The sequence below is a fragment of the Rhodococcus sp. P3_B8 genome, assembly GCF_056402775.1.
On record NZ_JBFUGT010000119.1, the window covers coordinates 1 to 18,995 of the forward strand.

Below are 18,995 nucleotides of genomic sequence, written 5' to 3' on the forward strand. Positions count from 1 at the left end.
GCCCAGCAGTCCCGGACCGAGCACGGTCACGAGCAGGATCGCCAGCAGGGTCACCCCGGCGATCAGCGGTTGCGATTCGAACGAATCCACCGCAGTGGGTGCGAGATTGAGCCCGATCAACGCGACCACGGCGCCGGTGACGACCGGGGGCATGACGGCGTCGATGACTCGCGATCCGGCCAGCTTCACTGCGATGCCCACCACGAGCAGCAACAGACCCGCGGCGGCGACACCGCCGAGTTGCGCGGCGGGACCCGAACTCTGCGACGCCGTCAGCGGCGCGATGAACGCGAACGACGATCCGAGATAGCTGGGGATGCGGCCACGGGTGATGAGCAGGAACAGGGCCGTCCCGATACCCGAGAACAGCAGTGTCGTCGTGACCGGGAACCCGGTGATGGTCGGCACCAGGAGGGTGGCGCCGAACATCGCGATGACGTGCTGCATCCCGATTCCGACCGTGCGCGGCCAGGTGAGACGCTCGCCGGGAGCGACCACCTCGCCCTCACCGATCCGCCTGCCGTCACCGTGCAGCGTCCACCCGAACGCCCGTGTGGGGGTGGACGGGCCGGCTGAGCCGCCGGCCGGACCGTCGGGGGCGTCGGTTTCTCTTTTCGTCACAGTTCGCCAATAGTAGGCACGATCTGGGAGTTTCGCGCCTTCGGGACCGRATCCCGCAGCACACCGGGGCTACGCGCCCAGCACCCGGACCGCCGCGGCACGCGCCTCCGCAGGATCGCTCGTGGCGAGCACGTCCTCGGCGGCACGACGGCAGTCGTCCAGCGAGACCGATCCCACCTTCGCACCCACACCGGATACGGCGGCACCCGCGCAGGACAGCGACGTGACCCCGAGTCCGATCAGCACGCAGGCGAGCAGCGGGTCGGCGGCCGCCTCGCCGCAGACGCCGACCGGTTTGCCTGCCGCGATGCCCGCCGCGGCCGTGCGGGCGACGAGCGCGAGGACCGCCGGCTGCCAGGGATCGGTGAGCGATGCCAGGTCGGAGGACATCCGGTCGGCGGCCATCGTGTACTGCGCAAGGTCGTTCGTGCCGATGGACAGGAAGTCGACGTGGCGCAGAAGACGGTCGGCCAGGAGCGCGGCGGCCGGTACCTCGACCATTACGCCGGGCACGAGTCCGCGAGCCCGGACCTCCGCCGCGAAGGATTCGGCCTCGGCGGGAGTCGAGATCATCGGCGCCATCACCCACGGCTGCGACTGCGTCTGCTTCGCCGCGGCGGCGACGGCGTCGAGTTGCCTGCTGAGGATGCCCGGATTCTGTTCGGCGATCCGGATTCCGCGGACCCCGAGTGCCGGGTTCGCCTCTTCGGCGTGGTTGGCGAAGCGCAGCGGCTTGTCCGAACCCGCGTCGAGCGTCCGGATCACCACTTTCCGGCCGGCGAACGCGTCGAGCACCTCGCCGTAGATCTCGGCCTGCTCGTCGACGCCGGGCTCGGAATCGCGGTCCAGGAAGCACAACTCGGTGCGGAACAGTCCGACGCCCTCGGCGGCGGTCGTGGCGGCCGACCGCGCACCGGCCCCGTCCTGAACATTGGCCAGAATCGACACGGAATGTCCGTCGCTCGTGCGGCCGGGCCCCTCCCACGACTGGATGCGGATCCGTTCGGCGCGGCCGTGTTCCACGGCGGCGCGGGCCTCCACGGGGTCCGGTTCGACGACGAGTTCGCCGGCCGAGCCGTCGAGGAGGACGGGGGTGCCCGCGACGACGGATTCGAGGTCACGCACCGCGACCACACACGGAATGCCCAGCTGCCGCGAGATGATCGCGGTGTGGCTGGTGGGGCCGCCGAGGACGGTCACGAGTCCGACGATCAGCTCGGGATCGAGACCGGCGGTGTCGGCGGGCGCGAGGTCCTGGGCACACAGGATCGACGGTGTCGTGGGCACGGGGATGCCGGGTTCGGGCAGACCGAGGAGTTCGGACACCACGCGGTCCCGGATGTCGCGCAGGTCAGTCACCCGTTCGGCCATCAGCCCGCCCATCTTGGTGAACAGGGTGGCGAACTGCTCGGTGGCCTCGGCCGCCGCTTCCTCGGCCGGGGTTCCACCGGCGATCAGCTTCTGCGCTGCACCGAGCCAGCCGCGGTCGGCGGCCATCGCCGCGTTCGCCTGCAGCACCTCTGCCGCGGCGCCGGACACGCTCGCCGCGCGGTCGCGGAGTCGTTGCGACACCACGGCGGCCGCTTCCTCGAATCGGACCTTCTCCGCGTCGCGCGACACCTCGTCGATCCGGGCCGAACCGGGCGCGACCTCCGGCCGCGGAGCCGGCCAGATCACCGGCGCGTAGGCAATGCCCGGTACCACCGGTGTACCTCGCACGATTTCACGGTTTTCGGTCATCGGATCCTCCTGGCCGGTTCGTTCTGTCTTCGCACAGTCGGAAATGCGAATCGACTATGTGACGGAGATTACTCTCAACTCTTGACATGTCAACACACTCGGGCGTAAAACAACATGACACAACATTTCGTGTGATGCAGACCATAACGGATCGCGTCACCGAACACTTCATCGACGAGAACAGGAACGGGGTCACGGTGTATCCRGAAGAACGCCAGCAAGCGGTCACCACGCTGATCTCGCAGCGGGGACGCATGTCGGTCGCGGACCTCTCCGACACGTTCGGCGTCACCACCGAGACCGTGCGACGTGACCTCGCGCTACTCGAGCGTCTCGGCCACGTCCGCCGCGTGCACGGCGGCGCGGTGCCCGCGGGGTCCCTCACCGTCACCGAGCCCGGCATGACGGAGCGCGATCACACCCGCGCCGAGCAGAAGGACCGGATCGCCAAGCGCGCCGCCACCTACCTGCCGCCGTCCGGTGGCAGCGTGCTGTTCGACGCGGGAACCACGACGGGGCGCATCATCCCGGAACTCCCGTCCGATCTGGACCTCACCGTGATCACCAACTCGGTGCCGATCGCCGCCCGGCTCGCGGGACTCAATTCGGTGACGCTCCACATGCTGGGCGGCCGGGTGCGCGGCATCACGCAGGCCGCCGTCGGCGAGGAGGCGCTGCGCATCCTCGATGTCCTCCGCGTCGACGTCGCGTTCATCGGCACCAACGCGCTCAGCGTCGGCCACGGCCTGTCCACACCGGACACCGAGGAGGCCGCGGTCAAGCGCGCGATGGTCCGGTGCGCCAACCACGTCGTCGTGGTCGCCGACTCGTCGAAGGTCGGCCGCGAGCACCTCGTGAGCTTCGCCCCCATCCACAGCGTCGACATCCTCGTCACCGACGCCGACATCAGTTCCGCAGACCGAGCCCACTTCCACGACCAGGGAATCGAGGTGGTGATCGCATGATCGTCACGCTGACCGCCAATCCGAGCATCGACCGCACCGTCAACCTGGTGGGGCGCCTCGAACGAGGAACCGTCCTGCGCGCGGCCGCCACCCACAGCGACCCAGGCGGCAAAGGCGTCAACGTCGCCCGCGCACTCACCTCGGCCGGCGTCGCCGCTGTCGCCGTACTCCCCGGCAACGAGGGCGATCCCCTGCTCACCGCCCTGTCCGAGCACGGGATCGAGCACGTGACCGTGGCGACGTCCGGTCCGGCGCGCACCAACATCACCATCACCGAACCGGACGGCACCACCACCAAGGTCAACGAACCCGGCGTCGCGATGTCGGCCGAGTCCCTCGCCGATCTGCAGTCGGAGATCATCGAGCGCGGGTCCCGGGCCGAATGGGTGGTGCTGTCCGGGTCGCTTCCCCCGGGCATTCCCACCGACTGGTACGCCACGCTCGTCGAGGCTTTGCGCTCGGCGCCGTGCAGGGTCGCCGTCGACACGTCGGACGCCCCGCTGCTCGCGCTCGCGGACCGGTTCCCCGCGGCCGCTCCCGACCTCGTGAAACCGAACAGCGAGGAACTCGCGCAGCTCACGGGCGCCGACGGGCAGCTGCTCGAGGAGTCCGCGCTGCGCGGGGACCCGACGGCCACCGCCCATGCCGGCAGGCAACTCGTGGACCGCGGGGTCGAAGCCGTCCTCGCCACGCTCGGCGCCGCGGGTGCGGTTCTCGTGACCGAGGCCGGCGCCTGGTGGGCAACGCCACCACCGATCGTCGCCCGCAGCACCGTCGGCGCCGGCGACTCGTCGCTGGCGGGTTACCTGGCAGCGCACATGTCCGGTGCAACGCCCGCGGACTGCCTCCGATCCGCCGTTGCCTACGGCAGCGCAGCGGCAGCCCTCCCCGGCACCACCCTGCCGACCCCCGAACACGTCGACATCGACGCCGTCACCGTCACCGCCCTCAGCTCCCCCGCCCCCGATCCGGCCTGAACCAGAAGGAAACACCATGTCTCACTCGACACCCGACCGCGATTCGGGGCCGCAGATCATCAGCGAAGATCTGATCTCCCTGGACACCGACCTCGGAGCCTCCAAGGAGGACGTGATCTCCGCGCTCTCCCGGCGTCTGGCCGACGCCGGTCGCGCCACCGAAGCGGACGCTCTCCGCGACGCCGCACTGGCGCGTGAATCACAATCGGCGACAGGACTTCCCGGTGGGATCGCGATCCCCCACTGCCGTTCCGAAGCTGTTGTGGCGGCGTCCCTCGGATTCGCCCGGCTCGCCCCGAAGGTCGACTTCGGCGCCCCCGACGGACCCGCAGATCTGGTGTTCCTCATCGCCGCACCCGAAGGCGCGGGCGCGGAGCACATGAAGCTGCTCTCCTCGCTCGCGCGGGCACTGGTCCGCCCCGCCTTCGTCGGCGCCCTGCGTGATGCGAAGACCCCCGCCGAGATCGTCACCCTGGTGAACGACGTCCTGGCACCCGCACCCACCGCCACACCGGCTGCCGCTGCGGCAGCCCCCGCGGCAGCCCCCGCGGCGGCTGCCGCGGCCCCGGCTCCGAAGCCCGAACCGGTCACCCCGGAGAAGGAACCCGAGCCCGAAGAGGGACCGAAGCACATCGTCGCGGTCACGGCCTGCCCCACCGGCATCGCCCACACGTACATGGCGGCCGACTCCCTCGTCGCCGCCGGCGAACGCGCGGGCGTCGTCGTCCACGTGGAGACGCAGGGTTCGAGTGGAAGCACACCGCTGGCACCGGGAGTGATCGCGGGCGCGTCCGCCGTCATCTTCGCCACTGATGTCGGGGTGAAGGGCAAGGAACGCTTCGCGGGCAAGCCGGTGGTGGCGTCGGGAGTCAAGCGCGCCATCAACGAGCCCGACACCATGATCACCGAGGCACTGCGCGCGGGCATGAACCCGTCCGCGGCCACCGTGGACGCGGGTAGTGCCGGCAGCGCGGCGGACGAGCCGGCCGGATCGATCGGCTGGGGCACCCACCTGCGTCAGGTGCTGCTCACCGGTGTCAGTTACATGATCCCCTTCGTCGCCGCCGGCGGTCTGCTGATCGCCCTCGGCTTCCTGCTCGGCGGGTACGAGATCTCCGGTCCCGCGGAGGACATCGTCCTCAGCAACTCCCTCGGCCAACTCCCCGACGGTGGCCTGGCGACGTACCTGGGCGCGGTGCTGTTCCAACTGGGTTCGCTGGCATTCAGCTTCCTCGTGCCCGCTCTGGCCGGTTACATCGCCTTCGCCATCGCCGACCGGCCCGGTCTGGCGCCGGGCTTCACCGCGGGTGCCGTCGCGGTCTTCGTCGGCGCCGGATTCATCGGTGGCCTCGTCGGTGGTCTGATCGCCGGTGTGGTCGCGCTGTGGATCAGCCGGATCCCGGTTCCCCAATGGTTGCGCGGCCTGATGCCGGTGGTGATCATTCCGCTGTTCGCGACTCTGATCGTCGGCGCCCTCATGTTCCTGGTCCTGGGCCGTCCGCTCGCCGCGATCACGTCGGGCCTGACGAACTGGCTCAACGGTCTGTCCGGCAGCTCCGTCATCTTCCTCGGCATCATCCTCGGCCTGATGATGTGCTTCGACCTCGGTGGCCCGGTGAACAAGGCGGCGTACGCGTTCGCGGTGGCCGGCCTCAACGTCAACGATCCCGCCTCGCTGCGGATCATGGCTGCCGTCATGGCTGCGGGCATGGTCCCGCCGCTGGCGATGGCTCTCGCGTCGACCGTCCTGCGTCCCAGCCTGTTCAGCGAGGCGGAACGCGAGAACGGCAAGGCGGCCTGGCTTCTCGGCTCGGCGTTCATCTCCGAAGGTGCCATTCCGTTCGCCGCCGCCGACCCGCTGCGCGTCATTCCCTCGATGATGGCCGGCGGCGCCGTCACCGGCGCCCTGATCATGGCGTTCGACGTCACCCTCAGCGCACCGCACGGCGGAATCTTCGTCTTCTTCGCCATCGGCAACCTGCTGTGGTTCCTGGTGGCGCTGGCCGCCGGTGTCGTCGTCGCCGCACTGTGCGTCGTCGGCGCCAAAGAATTCATCAAGCCCGGCGCGTCCGACGCCGAACTCGACCCCGACGTTGCGACCGTCGCAGCGTAAGAGAAACAGATCGCCCCGCATCAACCCCACCGACAGAGGAGAGAGTCCCATGCCCAGCACCACAGTCGCCGTCGGTTCGTCCATCGGCCTGCACGCCCGTCCCGCCGCCGTCATCGCCGAAGCGGTTGCCGCCGCCGGTGTGCCCGTCACGCTGGCCGTGGCGGACGGCGAACCCGTGGACGCCGGCTCCGCACTGCTCATCATGACGCTCGGCGCCACCAAGGGCACCGACGTCACGGTCACCAGCGACGACGCCGACGCCGTCGAGAAGGTGGCCCAGCTGGTGGCGGCCGACCTCGACGCCTGACCGGTATCCGGCCGTCAGCCGGTGACGCCCAGCTGACGGCCGGTCCAGTCCATCTCCCGTTCGAGCGCCGCACCCCAGGTGGCCCCTGTGTGGCCACCGGGGAGCTCGTAGTACCGCACGTGCAGACCGGCCGCCCGCGCGGCAGCGAACATCCGCTGCTGCTGCGGGCGGTATTCGTCGTCCGCCGCCCCGGCGACGAACACCCCAGTCAATTCCGGGAACTGCCGCGTCCTCAGCACGTCGACCGGATTGACCGCCGCGAACGCCCGCTCGTCGCCGGCGAACGTCGCCGCGACCGTCCCCGCGTGATCGCCCAGCGAGGGCTCGTCCTGGCCTAAGAAGTCGAGAAACGTCGGGTAGATCGCCGGATAGTTCACGGCCAGCTGGATCGAACAGGTTCCCCCGTAGGAGAATCCGCCGATCGCCCACTGCGCAGGATCGTGCGACACCTGCAGAGACTTCTCGATCCAGGCGGGGACGTCACGAGCGACGTAGGTGGCGGCGTTCCCCAGCGCCGAATCCAGGCAGAGCGGATTCGCGTCCTGCGACCCCAGTGCGTCGACCACCACGACGACCGGTGCGAGGCCGTCGTGCCGCGCGGCGTACGCATCCACCGTGGACCCCAGTCGTCCGCTGCTGAACCAGTCCTGGGGGCGCCCCGGCTGTCCCGCGATCATGACCATGACGGGGAGCACGGCGCGGGGTGAGGTCAGGTACGCCGGCGGCAGATACAGCACGGCCGGCCGGGCCGGGAATCCGGATTCGGTGCCGGGGATCTCCACTTCCGTCACCACACCGGAGCCGGGTGTGCGCACCGGACGTGTCCACACCGAGTCCGCCGGGGTCCCGGACTGCACGGCGCTCTCGAACCCGGGGACGTCACCGAACGACACCGGCTCGACGACCGTCGGCGGGCGGTGTCCCACCAGCGAACCGACGGTCGGGAAGACGCCGACCTCCGCGTTGACCTGCCCCACCGCCGCGGCCGCGACCACGGCACCTGCCGCCCCGACCGCCGCGGCGCGGAGGACACCGGGTTTCCGGAGCAGGATGGTGGCTGCGAGTACGAGGGTGCCGACGGCGAGCCAGATCCATGCGTAACCCGCCGGCGGTATCTGATTGGGAAGCGGCCGGTACCTCGCCCACACCGCTCCCCCGATCACCGCGGTCACGGGCACCGCGACCGCGGCGGCGCGGAGGATCGGCGCCCTTGCGGAACGCGACGCCGCGAGCATCACGACGACGCCCACCACCACGGCAACGGTCGATGCGGCCTGGGCGCGACCGTGCTCGAGCGACAGGTGGGCGATACGCGACAACAACTCGTGGGCCTGCACCCCGCCAGTATTCACACCGCGTCGGTCATCGAAAGAATCAGGCTCGCAACATTTCTCGCAAAACAGACCTATCGGGCACGGCGGCGGATCACGAAGCCGGCGACGACCACGAGCACGACCGCGCCGCCGGCGACGCCGATTCCCCACACCGTTCCCGGCGACTGCGCCGACGCCTCGTCGGCGGCTGTCTGCGCGCGGGCCTGCTCCTGCACCCTCGACACCGCCCCGGGCAACGCCTGAATCGGCGGAACGGGCCCCTCCCGCGCCTCGGAGGCGATCAGCAGGTCGCCGTTCTCGGTGAACGCGATCGACTCCCCCTGCGGCTGCTGCGGCACGTGTGCGCGCACCACGGGCCCCGCGGCGAACGCGGCGGCCAGGTCGCCGTCCGGGGCGGAGAACAGGAACACGTCGGAGTAGCTGCGGATGGCGGCCACGGTTCCGTCGGCGGACACGGCGCCGCCGGTGAACATCGTCGAATGCAGGGCCGGCGCCGTGGTGCCGCTCCCGGTGGTGGCGTCGTCGGCGCCGTTCGTCTCCGCGACGTCCAGCGTCCCCACCTTCTCGAGCGGGGTCGGGCCGGGGCTCGCGAGGTCGCCCACGACGGCGCCCCCGGCAGGCCGGTACACGTTGCCCGCCCCGAACACTTCCTTCGTGACGATCAGTGGGGTGCCGTCGCGCTGGACGAGAGCGGTCTCCGCGTCGTGCGGGCCGTCCGGATACGTCAGCCGATGCAGTTCTCCCGCACCGGTGTCGCGGTCCATCGCGATCAGTGCCACCGTGTCGCGGCGGCGTCCGTTGTCGCCGGTGTCGGCGAGCCACAGCCGGCCGTCGGGGCCGGACGCCATGTCCTCGACGTCGTACGGATCGACCGGCAGCGGAAGCCACCGCTGCACGGCGCAGTTCCCGTCCATCACCGTGACCGCACGGTCGGAACCGCTGTCACCGACCGCATAGAGCAGTCCCCCGGCCGACACGAGCCCCGACAACTCTTCCAGCGAGGCCTCGTCCGGGGTTCCGGCCGCCGAATCGTCGGGAGTGCAGAGCGGACCGAATTCCGATGCATCGACGGCCGTCTGATCGCGGAAGAACGGCTCGGCCGATCCGGTGCCCGCCGCCGCGAGCGGTGTGCACGCAGCGAGGACTGCAACCGCGACTCGGAGCGACCACCGTGAGCGCGACCACCGTGAACGGTCAGGCACTGCCGTTGTACTGAACCAGTGCCGACGCCAGCGCTTCGGGCACCCGCGCATGGACGCGCGTGCCGTCCTCTTCGTGGGACGAGTCGAGGATCTGTCCGTCCGAGTGGATCCGGGCCATCAGATCTCCCCTGTTGTACGGGAGGAGCACGCTGACCTCGATCTCCGGGCGGATCAGGACGTCGCTGAGATGCGCGCGCAACTCGGCGATGCCTTCCCCGGTCCGGGCGGAGACGAACGACGCACCCGGCAGCAGGCCGCGCAACTGGGTCAACGTGACCGGGTCGGCCGCGTCGATCTTGTTCACCACGATGAGCTCCGGCGGCGCTGCGGCGTCGTTCTCCCGGATCACCTCGGTGATCACCTCGTGGACGGCCCTGATCTGATCCGTGGGCAGCGGATCGGAACCGTCGACGACGTGCAGCAGCAGATCCGCGTCCGTGACTTCCTCCAGCGTCGAGCGGAACGCCTCGATCAGCTGCGTCGGCAGGTGCCGCACGAACCCGACGGTGTCGGTGAGGACGTACTCGCGGCCGTCGTCCAGCGCCGCCCGCCGGGTGGTGGGATCCAGGGTGGCGAACAGCGCGTTCTGCACCAGCACCCCGGACCCGGTCAGCGCGTTGAGCAGGCTCGACTTGCCTGCGTTGGTGTAGCCGACGATCGCGATGGACGGGGTCTCGCTGCGCAGACGCCTGGTGCGTTTGGTGTCGCGGGCGGCCTTCATGCCCTTGATCTCGCGGCGCAGCTTCGCCATCCGCTCCCGGATTCGCCGGCGGTCCGTCTCGATCTTGGTCTCACCGGGACCACGCAGACCCACGCCGCCGTTGCTGCCGGCGCGACCACCCGCCTGCCGGGACATCGATTCACCCCAGCCACGCAGTCGTGGCAGCATGTATTCCATCTGGGCCAGCGCCACCTGCGCTTTGCCCTCCCTGGACGTCGCATGCTGAGCGAAGATGTCGAGGATGAGGGCCGTCCGGTCGATGACCTTGACCTTGACGACCTTCTCCAGCGCGGTCAACTGCGCGGGAGTGAGTTCACCGTCGCAGATGACGGTGTCGGCGCCGGTCGAGAGGACGACCTCACGGAGTTCCTCGGCCTTACCGGAGCCGATGTAGGTGGCAGCGTCGGGTTTGTCCCGCCGCTGGACGAGGCCCTCGAGGACCTCGGACCCGGCGGTCTCGGCCAGCGCCGCGAGCTCGGCCATGCTGGATTCGGCCTGCGCCGCGGTTCCCTGCGTCCAGACACCGACGAGCACCACGCGTTCGAGGCGCAGCTGTCGGTATTCGACCTCGGTGACGTCTGTGAGCTCGGTGGAGAGCCCGGCAACTCGGCGCAGCGCGCTGCGGTCCTCGAGTTGCATCTCGCCGACCGAAGGGCGCCCGTCGTCGTAGGCGAACTCAGTGGAGTCGGAGATCGGCGATTCTTCTGTGCGATGTGTTTTCGTCATACACCCTCATGATCCCACGGAATGTCGAGGGTGTGCACGTGCATTTCGCGCAGGGCGATCAGGCGAGTCCGTTCCACCAGCCGTCGTCGAGGTTCCCGGACGCCACCAGGACCGACGGTCCACGCAACGTCGCCCGGCCGCCGGACACCGCGACAGTGACCTGACCACCGGGAATACGGACGTTCACCTCACCGGAGTCGGCCCCCTCGAAGCGCAGCGCGGCGGTGGCCGCTGCCACCGTGCCGGTGCCGCACGACCGGGTTTCGCCGACCCCGCGCTCGTGCACCCGCATGTCCACGGCACCGGAATCGATGCGGGTGAGGATCTCCACGTTGACGCCGTGCGGGAAGAAGCCGGGATCGAACCCGGGTGCAGCCGTCAGGTCGAGGGCCGACAGGGACGCCGCCGTGAGGTGCGCATCGACACACGCCAGGTGCGGGTTGCCGACGTCGATGCCGATCCCGTTGAACACCTTGCCGTCGATGGTCGCGGCACTGGTTCCCAGATCGCGCACCACACCCATGTCGACGGTGACCTCACCGAAGGCGCCGTCGGCCGAGTGCACGATCACCGGTTTGCCGCCGGCCCGGCTGCCCACCACGAACTCGTCGCGGGACTCGAGCCCCGCCGCCCGGAGGTAGTGGGCGAAGACGCGGACGCCGTTGCCACACATCTCCGCGATCGACCCGTCGGCGTTGCGGTAGTCCATGAACCAGTCGTCCTCCGACGTGCCGTCGGGGAGTTCGGCGAGCACACCGGCGCCGGCCAGCGCACCGGCCTTCGCGACGCGCAGGATTCCGTCGGCGCCGAGCCCGCGCCTGCGATCGCACAACGCCGCCACCCGCGGGGCCGACAGGTCGATGCGGACATCGGGATCCGGGAGGACCACGAAGTCGTTCTCGGTGCCGTGTCCCTTGCTGAAATCCATGCGCACCACTCTAACCAACGGTCGAGCAGGCGCTGTTCATCTGTGCGACCGCGGTGCGGTTCATTTACGCGACCGCGGTGCGGTTCATTTACGCGACCGCGGTGCGGTTCATTTGCGCTGCCGGGCGATTTCGTAGAGGGCGACGGCGCCGGCGGAGGGGGCGCCGAGGGAACTCGCGGCGCCTCCGATCGGGATGCTGACCACCGTGTCGCAGGCGTCGCGCCACGCGGCGCTCATCCCGCGGGTCTCGTTGCCGATCACGAGCACGGTGCCGCCGCCGAAGTCGTGGGCGTCGATGGTGACGGAGCCGGTCTCGTCGGTGCCGACGATGTGCAGGTCGGTTCCGGACGCACGCCGGGCGTCGCGGAAGGCGAGGATCTCCTCGACGGACGAGACCGTGACGACGGGCATCGCAAAGAGGGATCCGGTGGAGGCGCGGACACTCCGGGGGTCGAATGGATCTGCGCCGTGGCCGACGACGACGACCGCGTCGGCGCCGAACGCGTTGGCGGAACGGACGAGGGTGCCCAGATTTCCGGGTGAGGCGGGCCGGTCGAACACGACGATCAGGGGGACGGACTGCAGTCGCAGGTCCTTCAGTCGCGGGGTTCGTGTCTTCGCAATGGCGATCAGTTCCGGCGCGGTGGTGGTGGTCTTCTCGCCCAGTTCGGCCATCAGTTCGGCACTGACACCGATCTGTTCGACGGACCGGGTCTCGAGCAGTTCCCGCGCCCAGTCGGACAGTGGCGGGCCGTCGATGCGGTGCAGCAGCGATTCGATCGGCCAGTCGTGTTCCAGCGCCAGGTTGAGGGGGCGGACGCCCTGGATCAGGAAGCGTCCCGCCTTCGTTCGTTTGGCGCGGTTGGTGAGGTAGGACTGCCACTGCTGGAAACGGGCGTTGCGGGTGGTCACCAGCAGGGACGGGGCCGGACGGTTGCGTCCGGACGGTGCGCGGCTCATCGTTCTCCCAGTGTTCGGGTCTCGCCGAGGGTGCGGATCGTGGTGTCCGCGAGGTCGGGGTCGCTTCCGTCGACCCAGTGGATGCGGGTGTCGCGGCGGAACCACGACCGTTGCCTGCGCACGTAGCGCCGGGTGCCGATGAACGTGCGTTCCTGTGCCTCGTCGAGGTCGTCTTCGCCGTCGAGCCACGCGAGGACCTGCGCGTAGMCGATGGCCCGGGGGGCGGTGACGCCCTCGCGCAGTCCCAGGTCTATGAGCCCGCGGACCTCGTCGACGAGCCCGCGTTCGAACATGAGCCGGGTGCGGAGCCGGATCCGGTGGTCGAGTTCGGCGGTGTCCCGGTCGACACCGACGATGTGTGTGCCCCAGCGCGGTTCGCCGATGCGAGGGGCCGATGCCGCGAACGGTTTCCCGGTGATCTCGACGACTTCGAGGGCACGGACCAGGCGTCTGCCGTCGGTGGGGAGGATCGACGCCGCGGCCTCGGGGTCCACCCGGCCGAGTTCGGCGTGGACGGCCGCGACGCCCTTCTCGGCGAGGACGGCTTCCCACCGCGCCCGCACCGACGCATCGGTGGCGGGGAAGCTCCACTCGTCGAGCAGCGACTGGACGTACATCATCGATCCGCCGACGATGACCGGCACGGCGCCGCGCGCGGCGATCGCCTCCACATCACGGACCGCCGCCTGCTGATAGTTCGCGACGGTGGCCGTCTCCGTCACGTCGAGCACGTCGAGTTGGTGGTGCGGGATTCCGCGGCGCTCGGCCGGGGCGAGTTTCGCGGTGCCGATGTCCATGCCCCGGTACAGCTGCATCGCGTCGATGTTGACGATTTCGCCGCCGAGACGTTCGGCCAGGTCCAGTGCGAGATCCGACTTTCCGGTGGCGGTCGGTCCGACGACGGCGATCGGCACGGGTGACGTCACGGACGCCACTCCCCCACGTGGTAGCCGACTCCGTAGGGGGCTGCGCTGTACAGCGTCCGGCAGGATGCGGGCGGCGCGTCGAACACGCCGGCGAGCACCTGCCACGGGACGCGCCCGCCGATGCCGAGGGTCTCGCACTCCGCGGGTTCGAGGGCCAGCAGCGCGTCGCGGTCGCCGGTGTCGAGCGCCGCGTCGATCCTGGCCTGCACGCCTTCCGCGCGCGGGTCGAACGCGCCCGGCGCCTTCGCCGTGAGGGTGTTCGCCCCGTCCGCGACGATCACCAGCCCCCGCGGCTCCGGGTCCCGGTCGAGAAGCGTGCGCAGTTCCGCGCCGTACGCGGCGCACTGTTCCGGGGACAGGTCGGCTGAGAGGATCCGCGCGTCGACGACGGCGTCCGGCGCGCACGTCCCCCGAATCCACCCGGCCGTCAGCGCCGCGAGCGGCAGGTCGGGGTCGGGATCGTCTGCCGGACCGGGCCGCAGCGCGACCCGCACGTCGACGCCGTAGCCGCGATAGGTGCCCTGGGCGTCGGCCCGCACCTCCACCGCGGCCGGTGCCGCTCCGACCGCCACCCACTCGGTGGCGAGCGCGGACAACGCCTTCGCCGCCGTCTGGACCGCGTCCCGCAACGGCGCCGTCTCCGCAGCGGCCGCCCCGGTCAGTTCGGGTACCAGGAGCGGTGGGGACGGCACGAGGATTGCGGCGGTGAACACACAGTCACGCTAGTCGACCGTCCGAGGGGACCCGACATCCGATTCGGGTGCTGCCGTCAATCGGTACCAACGCGGACCGTCCGACCTGATTCAATAGTCCACAGGGCCCGTACCGGGTTGAATGGAGCCAGCACCCGTCCCGGGTCGTATGGAGCCAGTATTGCGTTCAGGCAGCCGTGACGCGCGGCAGAGATGAGGAACCGATGACCGACAGCAGCGACGCGAAGCCCGCCGTGGAGCCTGCCGCTCAGCAGCACGACACACCGAAGTCCAGCGTCCCGAAGCCCGGTGCCGCCGCGAAACCGGGTGCGCCCAAGCCCCACCCCACACCGACACACGCCCTCTCCGCCCCCGCCGTCGCCGCCCCCGCCCACAGTGACCCGAGCAAGTTCGGCCGCGTGGACGACGACGGCACCGCCTGGGTGAAGACCGCGGACGGCGAACGGCAGATCGGGTCGTGGCAGGCCGGAGACGCGGCGGAGGGTCTGGCGCACTTCGGTCGGCGCTTCGACGATCTGGCAACGGAAGTGGCACTCCTCGAGGCCCGGCTCAGTTCCGGTGCGGGCGACGCGAAGAAGACCAAGGCGGCCGCGCTCGCGCTCGCCGAATCCCTGCCGACCGCCGCGGTGATCGGTGACATCGATTCACTCGCGGCGCGGCTCGACGTCATCATCGCCGGATCCGACGAGGCTGCGGCCCACGCCAAGCACGAGAAGGAACTGTCGCGGCAGGCTCACACCGAACGCAAGGAAGCACTGGCCGCCGAGGCGGAACAGATCGGTGCCGAATCCACGCAGTGGAAGGCCGCCGGCGACCGGTTGCGCGAGATCCTGGACGAGTGGAAGACGATCCGCGGGATCGACCGGAAGGTCGACGACGCCCTGTGGAAGCGGTACTCGAAGGCGCGGGAGGCGTTCAACCGTCGCCGCGGCGCCCATTTCGCCGAACTCGATCGCGAGCGCGCCGCCGCCAAGACCAAGAAGGAAGAGCTCGTCATACGGGCCGAGGCGCTGTCCGACTCCACTGACTGGGGCCCCACGGCCGGAGCTTTCCGTGACCTGCTCGCCGAGTGGAAGGCCGCCGGCCGCGCACCGCGGGAAGCCGACGACAACCTGTGGAAGCGCTTCAAGGGCGCTCAGGACGTGTTCTTCGCCGCCCGCAACGCCGCGTCCTCCGAACGCGACGCCGAGTTCGAGGAGAACGCGGTCGCCAAGGAAGAGTTGCTGAAGAACGCCGGCCACATCGATCCGGCCAAGGACATCGACGCGGCGAGGGCGGCGCTCCGCGACCTGCAGGAGAAGTGGGACGCCATCGGGAAGGTGCCCCGCGAGCGGATGCACGACCTCGAGGGCAAGCTGCGGGCCATCGAGAAGCGTGTCCGCGACGCCGCCGACGAGGAATGGCGCCGCACCGACCCGGAGGCCCTCGCCCGGGCCGCGCAGTTCCGGGAGCGGGTCACGCAGTTCGAGGAACAGGCCGCCAAGGCGACCGCGGCGGGCAAGACGAAGGACGCCGAGAGCGCCCTCGCGCAGGCCAAGCAGTGGCGCGAATGGGCCGAGGCGGCGGAGGGCGCCGTCAGCGGGCAGTAGGTCCGATCAGCCGACGTTCCAGTCGCCGCGTCGCTCCGCTTCGGCGGCAGCGGCGCGGCGTTCCTCTTCCGCGGCCAGTTGCAGGGCGGTCCGGCTCCAGACCACCTTCAACCAGTGGAACGTGAGCACGATGACGGTGAGCCAGCCGATGATCAGGCCGATCCCCGGTCCGGCCGCCTCGACCCCGGGCGCCGGTGTCTGCCGCGACCAGATGGCGAGCATGCCGAACACGATGGACACGGCGGTCCCGGCGAGGGCCACCCACGCGAGGGCCCAGCGGCGGGTGACGAGCGCCAGCATCGACACGACGACCCCGAACACCACCTCGAACCACACGAACAGCCGCGACGGCAGGGCGATCGTCTCCGCGCGGGCGTCGTCCCCGTACACCAGTACCTCCCAGCCGTTGGCGATGCCGGAGTGCGGCAACGTCAGCGAGCCGAGGAGCACGACCACCGCGACCGCGACGACGAGCGCACGCGCGCCGGGATCGATCTCGCCGGCCACCTTCTTCTCGGCGGCGTCGAAATCCTTCAGGTAACTCTCGATCGGCTCGTTCTCGGCGCCCGAACCGTTGTCGCCGGTCCGGTTTCCGTCGTGCCGTTTGTCGTCGAACGGGGAGGTCATGCGTTGCATCCCATCTGGGCGGGTAGTGGTGCGGGCGCACCGATCTGCGGCAGTCCGAGTCCCACGCCGATCGGCGGGGTCTTCGGGGTCACGCCCTTCTCGAAGGAGTCGCCCGCGCGGGTGCGGCGGTGGGTCAGGACCGGGGTGTCGGCGACGAGGTGGTGCGGGGCGGCGGCACTGACGACGACGGTGACGACGTCGCCGGGCCGGACGGTCCCGTCGAGGTTGCCCTCGGGCCGGAAGTGGACGAGCCGGCCGTCGCGGGCGCGCCCGCTCATCCGGGCGGTCTCCGCATTCTTGCGACCCTCCCCGGCGGCGACGAGCAGTTCCACCTCGGCGCCGACGAGCTTCTGGTTCTCCTCGAGGGTGATCTGTTCCTGCAACGCGATGAGACGTTCGTACCGTTCCTGGACGACGGCCTTGGGCAGCTGCTCGTCCATCTCCGCGGCCGGGGTGCCCGGCCGCTTGGAGTACTGGAACGTGTAGGCGCTGGTGAAGCGCGCCTGCCGGACGACGTCGAGTGTGTCCTGGAAGTCTTCCTCGGTCTCACCCGGGAAGCCCACGATGATGTCGGTGGTGATGGCCGCGTGCGGCATCGCGGTACGCACCTTGTCGATGATTCCCAGGAACCGCGACTTCCGGTAGGAGCGGCGCATCGCCTTCAGCACGCGGTCCGAGCCGGACTGCAGCGGCATGTGCAGCTGGGGACACACGTTGGGGGTCTCGGCCATCGCCTCGATGACGTCGTCGGTGAACTCGGCCGGGTGCGGAGACGTGAAGCGCACTCGCTCGAGACCGTCGATCTCTCCGCATGCGCGCAGCAGCGCGGCGAACGCGCCGCGGTCGCGGGGCTGGTCCGGATCCGCGAACGACACGCCGTACGCGTTGACGTTCTGCCCGAGCAGGGTGACCTCGACGACGCCCTCGTTCACCAGAGCCTGCACCTCGGCCAGGATGTCGCCGGGCCGCCGGTCGACCTCCTTGCCGCGCAGCGCGGGCACGATGCAGAACGTGCAGGTGTTGTTGCATCCCACCGAGATGGACACCCAGCCGGCGTACGCCGACTCCCGCTTGGCGGGCAGCGTCGACGGGAATGCCTCCAGCGCGTCGAGGATCTCGACCTCGGCCCGCTGGTTGTGGCGGGCCCGGTCCAGCAACGCGGGGAGCGAACCGATGTTGTGGGTGCCGAACACGACGTCCACCCACGGCGCCTTCTTCACGACGACGTCGCGGTCCTTCTGCGCCAGGCACCCGCCGACCGCGATCTGCATGTCGGGGTTCTGTTCCTTCGCAGGCGCGAGGTGGCTCAGGTTGCCGTACAACTTGTTGTCGGCGTTCTCCCGCACCGCGCAGGTGTTGAAGACGACGAGGTCGGGTGCCTGCCCCGCGGCCGCCTTCGTGTAGCCGGCGTCCTCGAGGAGCCCCGACAACCGCTCGGAGTCGTGCACGTTCATTTGGCAGCCGTACGTGCGCACCTCGTAGCTGCGGTGAGGGGTCTGGTCGATCGTGTCCACGTATGCCAGGGTACGGCCCGCGCCAAATCGCCTCGTCGCGGCCGGTGTGCGCCCGGACACACGCCCGAAGCCGGACAGTAAAGTTTCCGTGACATCCCGAGGATTCTCGGAGCAAATGGCAGGTGCTCCCGCTCCCAACACATAGGGTCATCGACTATGACGCAAGCCGACGACGCGACGCCGACACCCTCCACGGGCGCGGCCCCGTCCATGATCTCGATGAAATCGGTGAACAAACACTTCGGCGCCCTCCACGTCCTCCAGGAGATCGACCTCGAAGTCCCTCGCGGACAGGTCGTGATCGTGCTCGGACCGTCCGGCTCGGGTAAGTCGACGCTGTGCCGCACCATCAACCGCCTCGAGCCCATCGACTCCGGTGAGATCGCGGTGGACGGCAAGGTACTTCCGGCCGAGGGCAAGGCTCTGGCGGCGCTGCGCGCCGACGTGGGCATGGTGTTCCAGTCGTTCAACCTGTTCGCCCACAAGACGATCCTCGACAACGTGATGCTCGCACCGGTCAAGGTGCGGAAGAAGAGCGGCGCCGACGCGAAGGCGAAGGCCTACGAACTTCTCGAGCGGGTCGGCATCGCCAACCAGGCGGACAAGTACCCGGCGCAGTTGTCGGGCGGTCAGCAGCAGCGAGTCGCGATCGCACGTGCACTTGCCATGAACCCCAAGGTCATGCTGTTCGACGAGCCGACGTCCGCACTCGACCCGGAAATGGTCAATGAGGTCCTGGACGTCATGACCTCGCTGGCCAAGGAAGGCATGACCATGCTCGTGGTGACCCACGAGATGGGCTTCGCCCGCAAGGTCGGCCACCGGGTTCTCTTCATGGCCGACGGCCAGATCGTCGAGGACGCCGAGCCCGCCACGTTCTTCACCGCTCCCAAATCCGAGCGCGCGAAGGACTTTCTCGGCAAGATTCTCAGCCACTGACTCGAAAGGGCGCCGCTGCGGTGCTCTCTCGTCGACCGTGCTCGACACGCAACACCCGTCATTTCAATTGGAGGAACTCGATGAGGATCAATC

Annotated in this window: 17 protein-coding genes; 6 read left to right on the top strand and 11 right to left on the bottom strand. The window is 69.7% G+C overall.

Features of this window, described 5'->3' with window-relative positions:
- Both AC1D1G_RS27090 and ptsP read right to left on the bottom strand, forming a co-directional pair.
- Positions 1–621: solute carrier family 23 protein (locus AC1D1G_RS27090; protein WP_477954417.1), on the bottom strand; the 621-nt coding region annotated here is incomplete at its 3' end.
- A 69-nt stretch (positions 622–690) separates the two neighbouring features.
- Positions 691–2,361: a phosphoenolpyruvate--protein phosphotransferase gene (ptsP, locus tag AC1D1G_RS27095; protein ID WP_105414561.1), complete on the bottom strand. Its 1,671-nt coding sequence runs from the start codon at positions 2,359–2,361 to the stop codon at positions 691–693.
- A gap of 197 nt (positions 2,362–2,558) precedes the next feature.
- Here ptsP and AC1D1G_RS27100 point away from each other — a divergent pair, with 197 nt between their 5' ends.
- Genes AC1D1G_RS27100 through AC1D1G_RS27115 form a run of 4 tightly spaced genes read left to right on the top strand, consistent with a single transcriptional unit; the run spans position 2,559 to position 6,723 of the window.
- Positions 2,559–3,326, top strand: coding sequence for a DeoR/GlpR family DNA-binding transcription regulator (locus AC1D1G_RS27100; RefSeq protein WP_105414635.1), 768 nt, complete (start codon positions 2,559–2,561; stop codon positions 3,324–3,326).
- Positions 3,323–4,303: a 1-phosphofructokinase gene (pfkB, locus tag AC1D1G_RS27105; RefSeq protein ID WP_011598574.1), complete on the top strand. Its 981-nt coding sequence runs from the start codon at positions 3,323–3,325 to the stop codon at positions 4,301–4,303. The genes AC1D1G_RS27100 and pfkB overlap by 4 nt, the downstream gene beginning before the upstream one ends.
- Positions 4,304–4,319: 16 nt before the next feature.
- On the top strand, positions 4,320–6,416 hold the full coding sequence (locus AC1D1G_RS27110; RefSeq protein WP_477954420.1) for a PTS fructose transporter subunit IIABC: 2,097 nt from the start codon (positions 4,320–4,322) through the stop codon (positions 6,414–6,416).
- A 49-nt stretch (positions 6,417–6,465) separates the two neighbouring features.
- A complete protein-coding gene (locus AC1D1G_RS27115; protein ID WP_005261132.1) occupies positions 6,466–6,723 on the top strand; it encodes an HPr family phosphocarrier protein in 258 nt (85 codons plus the stop codon).
- A gap of 14 nt (positions 6,724–6,737) precedes the next feature.
- On the opposite strand, the gene AC1D1G_RS27120 is transcribed toward AC1D1G_RS27115, so the two are convergent.
- The 7 genes from AC1D1G_RS27120 to AC1D1G_RS27150 form a co-directional block, all read right to left on the bottom strand.
- Entirely contained in the window at positions 6,738–8,060 is a 1,323-nt protein-coding gene (locus AC1D1G_RS27120) for an alpha/beta hydrolase (RefSeq protein WP_283331932.1), read from the bottom strand.
- Between the two features lie 68 nt (positions 8,061–8,128).
- The gene (locus tag AC1D1G_RS27125; protein WP_477954421.1) at positions 8,129–9,259 is read right to left on the bottom strand and encodes a hypothetical protein; all 1,131 of its coding nucleotides are present in this window, start codon (positions 9,257–9,259) and stop codon (positions 8,129–8,131) included.
- Positions 9,252–10,706 (bottom strand): GTPase HflX, encoded by a 1,455-nt coding sequence (gene hflX, locus AC1D1G_RS27130; protein ID WP_011598570.1) that lies wholly within the window; start codon positions 10,704–10,706, stop codon positions 9,252–9,254. The genes AC1D1G_RS27125 and hflX overlap by 8 nt, the downstream gene beginning before the upstream one ends.
- A 58-nt stretch (positions 10,707–10,764) precedes the next feature.
- Positions 10,765–11,634, bottom strand: coding sequence for a diaminopimelate epimerase (dapF, locus tag AC1D1G_RS27135; RefSeq protein ID WP_280783282.1), 870 nt, complete (start codon positions 11,632–11,634; stop codon positions 10,765–10,767).
- A 108-nt stretch (positions 11,635–11,742) separates the two neighbouring features.
- The gene (locus AC1D1G_RS27140; protein WP_283353129.1) at positions 11,743–12,594 is read right to left on the bottom strand and encodes a TrmH family RNA methyltransferase; all 852 of its coding nucleotides are present in this window, start codon (positions 12,592–12,594) and stop codon (positions 11,743–11,745) included.
- The gene (gene miaA, locus AC1D1G_RS27145) at positions 12,591–13,520 is read right to left on the bottom strand and encodes a tRNA (adenosine(37)-N6)-dimethylallyltransferase MiaA (protein ID WP_477954422.1); all 930 of its coding nucleotides are present in this window, start codon (positions 13,518–13,520) and stop codon (positions 12,591–12,593) included. The genes AC1D1G_RS27140 and miaA overlap by 4 nt, the downstream gene beginning before the upstream one ends.
- A complete protein-coding gene (locus AC1D1G_RS27150; RefSeq protein WP_477954423.1) occupies positions 13,517–14,233 on the bottom strand; it encodes a class III extradiol dioxygenase subunit B-like domain-containing protein in 717 nt (238 codons plus the stop codon). The genes miaA and AC1D1G_RS27150 overlap by 4 nt, the downstream gene beginning before the upstream one ends.
- 203 nt (positions 14,234–14,436) lie before the next feature.
- Between AC1D1G_RS27150 and AC1D1G_RS27155 the strand changes: the two genes are divergently transcribed.
- A complete protein-coding gene (locus AC1D1G_RS27155; RefSeq protein ID WP_283353126.1) occupies positions 14,437–15,822 on the top strand; it encodes a DUF349 domain-containing protein in 1,386 nt (461 codons plus the stop codon).
- Positions 15,823–15,828: 6 nt separating this feature from the next.
- Here the strand turns inward: AC1D1G_RS27155 and AC1D1G_RS27160 are convergent, their stop codons facing one another.
- Both AC1D1G_RS27160 and miaB read right to left on the bottom strand, forming a co-directional pair.
- Complete coding sequence (locus AC1D1G_RS27160; protein WP_105414551.1) at positions 15,829–16,449, bottom strand: Rv2732c family membrane protein; 621 nt, start codon at positions 16,447–16,449, stop codon at positions 15,829–15,831.
- Positions 16,446–17,963 carry a tRNA (N6-isopentenyl adenosine(37)-C2)-methylthiotransferase MiaB gene (gene miaB / locus AC1D1G_RS27165; RefSeq protein ID WP_477954425.1) on the bottom strand — a complete coding sequence of 506 codons (1,518 nt, stop codon included), beginning with the start codon at positions 17,961–17,963 and terminating at the stop codon, positions 16,446–16,448. The genes AC1D1G_RS27160 and miaB overlap by 4 nt, the downstream gene beginning before the upstream one ends.
- A gap of 210 nt (positions 17,964–18,173) precedes the next feature.
- Between miaB and AC1D1G_RS27170 the strand changes: the two genes are divergently transcribed.
- Entirely contained in the window at positions 18,174–18,902 is a 729-nt protein-coding gene (locus tag AC1D1G_RS27170) for an amino acid ABC transporter ATP-binding protein (RefSeq protein WP_105414634.1), read from the top strand.
- Positions 18,903–18,995 lie beyond the last annotated feature (93 nt).

Coding starts and splice junctions, on each gene's coding strand:
- hflX (WP_011598570.1), bottom strand. CDS start 10,706: ATGACGAAAACACATCGCACAGAAGAATCGCCGATCTCCGACTCCACT.
- AC1D1G_RS27110 (WP_477954420.1), top strand. CDS start 4,320: ATGTCTCACTCGACACCCGACCGCGATTCGGGGCCGCAGATCATCAGC.
- dapF (WP_280783282.1), bottom strand. CDS start 11,634: ATGGATTTCAGCAAGGGACACGGCACCGAGAACGACTTCGTGGTCCTC.
- AC1D1G_RS27140 (WP_283353129.1), bottom strand. CDS start 12,594: ATGAGCCGCGCACCGTCCGGACGCAACCGTCCGGCCCCGTCCCTGCTG.
- AC1D1G_RS27155 (WP_283353126.1), top strand. CDS start 14,437: ATGACCGACAGCAGCGACGCGAAGCCCGCCGTGGAGCCTGCCGCTCAG.
- AC1D1G_RS27115 (WP_005261132.1), top strand. CDS start 6,466: ATGCCCAGCACCACAGTCGCCGTCGGTTCGTCCATCGGCCTGCACGCC.
- pfkB (WP_011598574.1), top strand. CDS start 3,323: ATGATCGTCACGCTGACCGCCAATCCGAGCATCGACCGCACCGTCAAC.
- AC1D1G_RS27170 (WP_105414634.1), top strand. CDS start 18,174: ATGATCTCGATGAAATCGGTGAACAAACACTTCGGCGCCCTCCACGTC.
- ptsP (WP_105414561.1), bottom strand. CDS start 2,361: ATGACCGAAAACCGTGAAATCGTGCGAGGTACACCGGTGGTACCGGGC.
- AC1D1G_RS27160 (WP_105414551.1), bottom strand. CDS start 16,449: ATGACCTCCCCGTTCGACGACAAACGGCACGACGGAAACCGGACCGGC.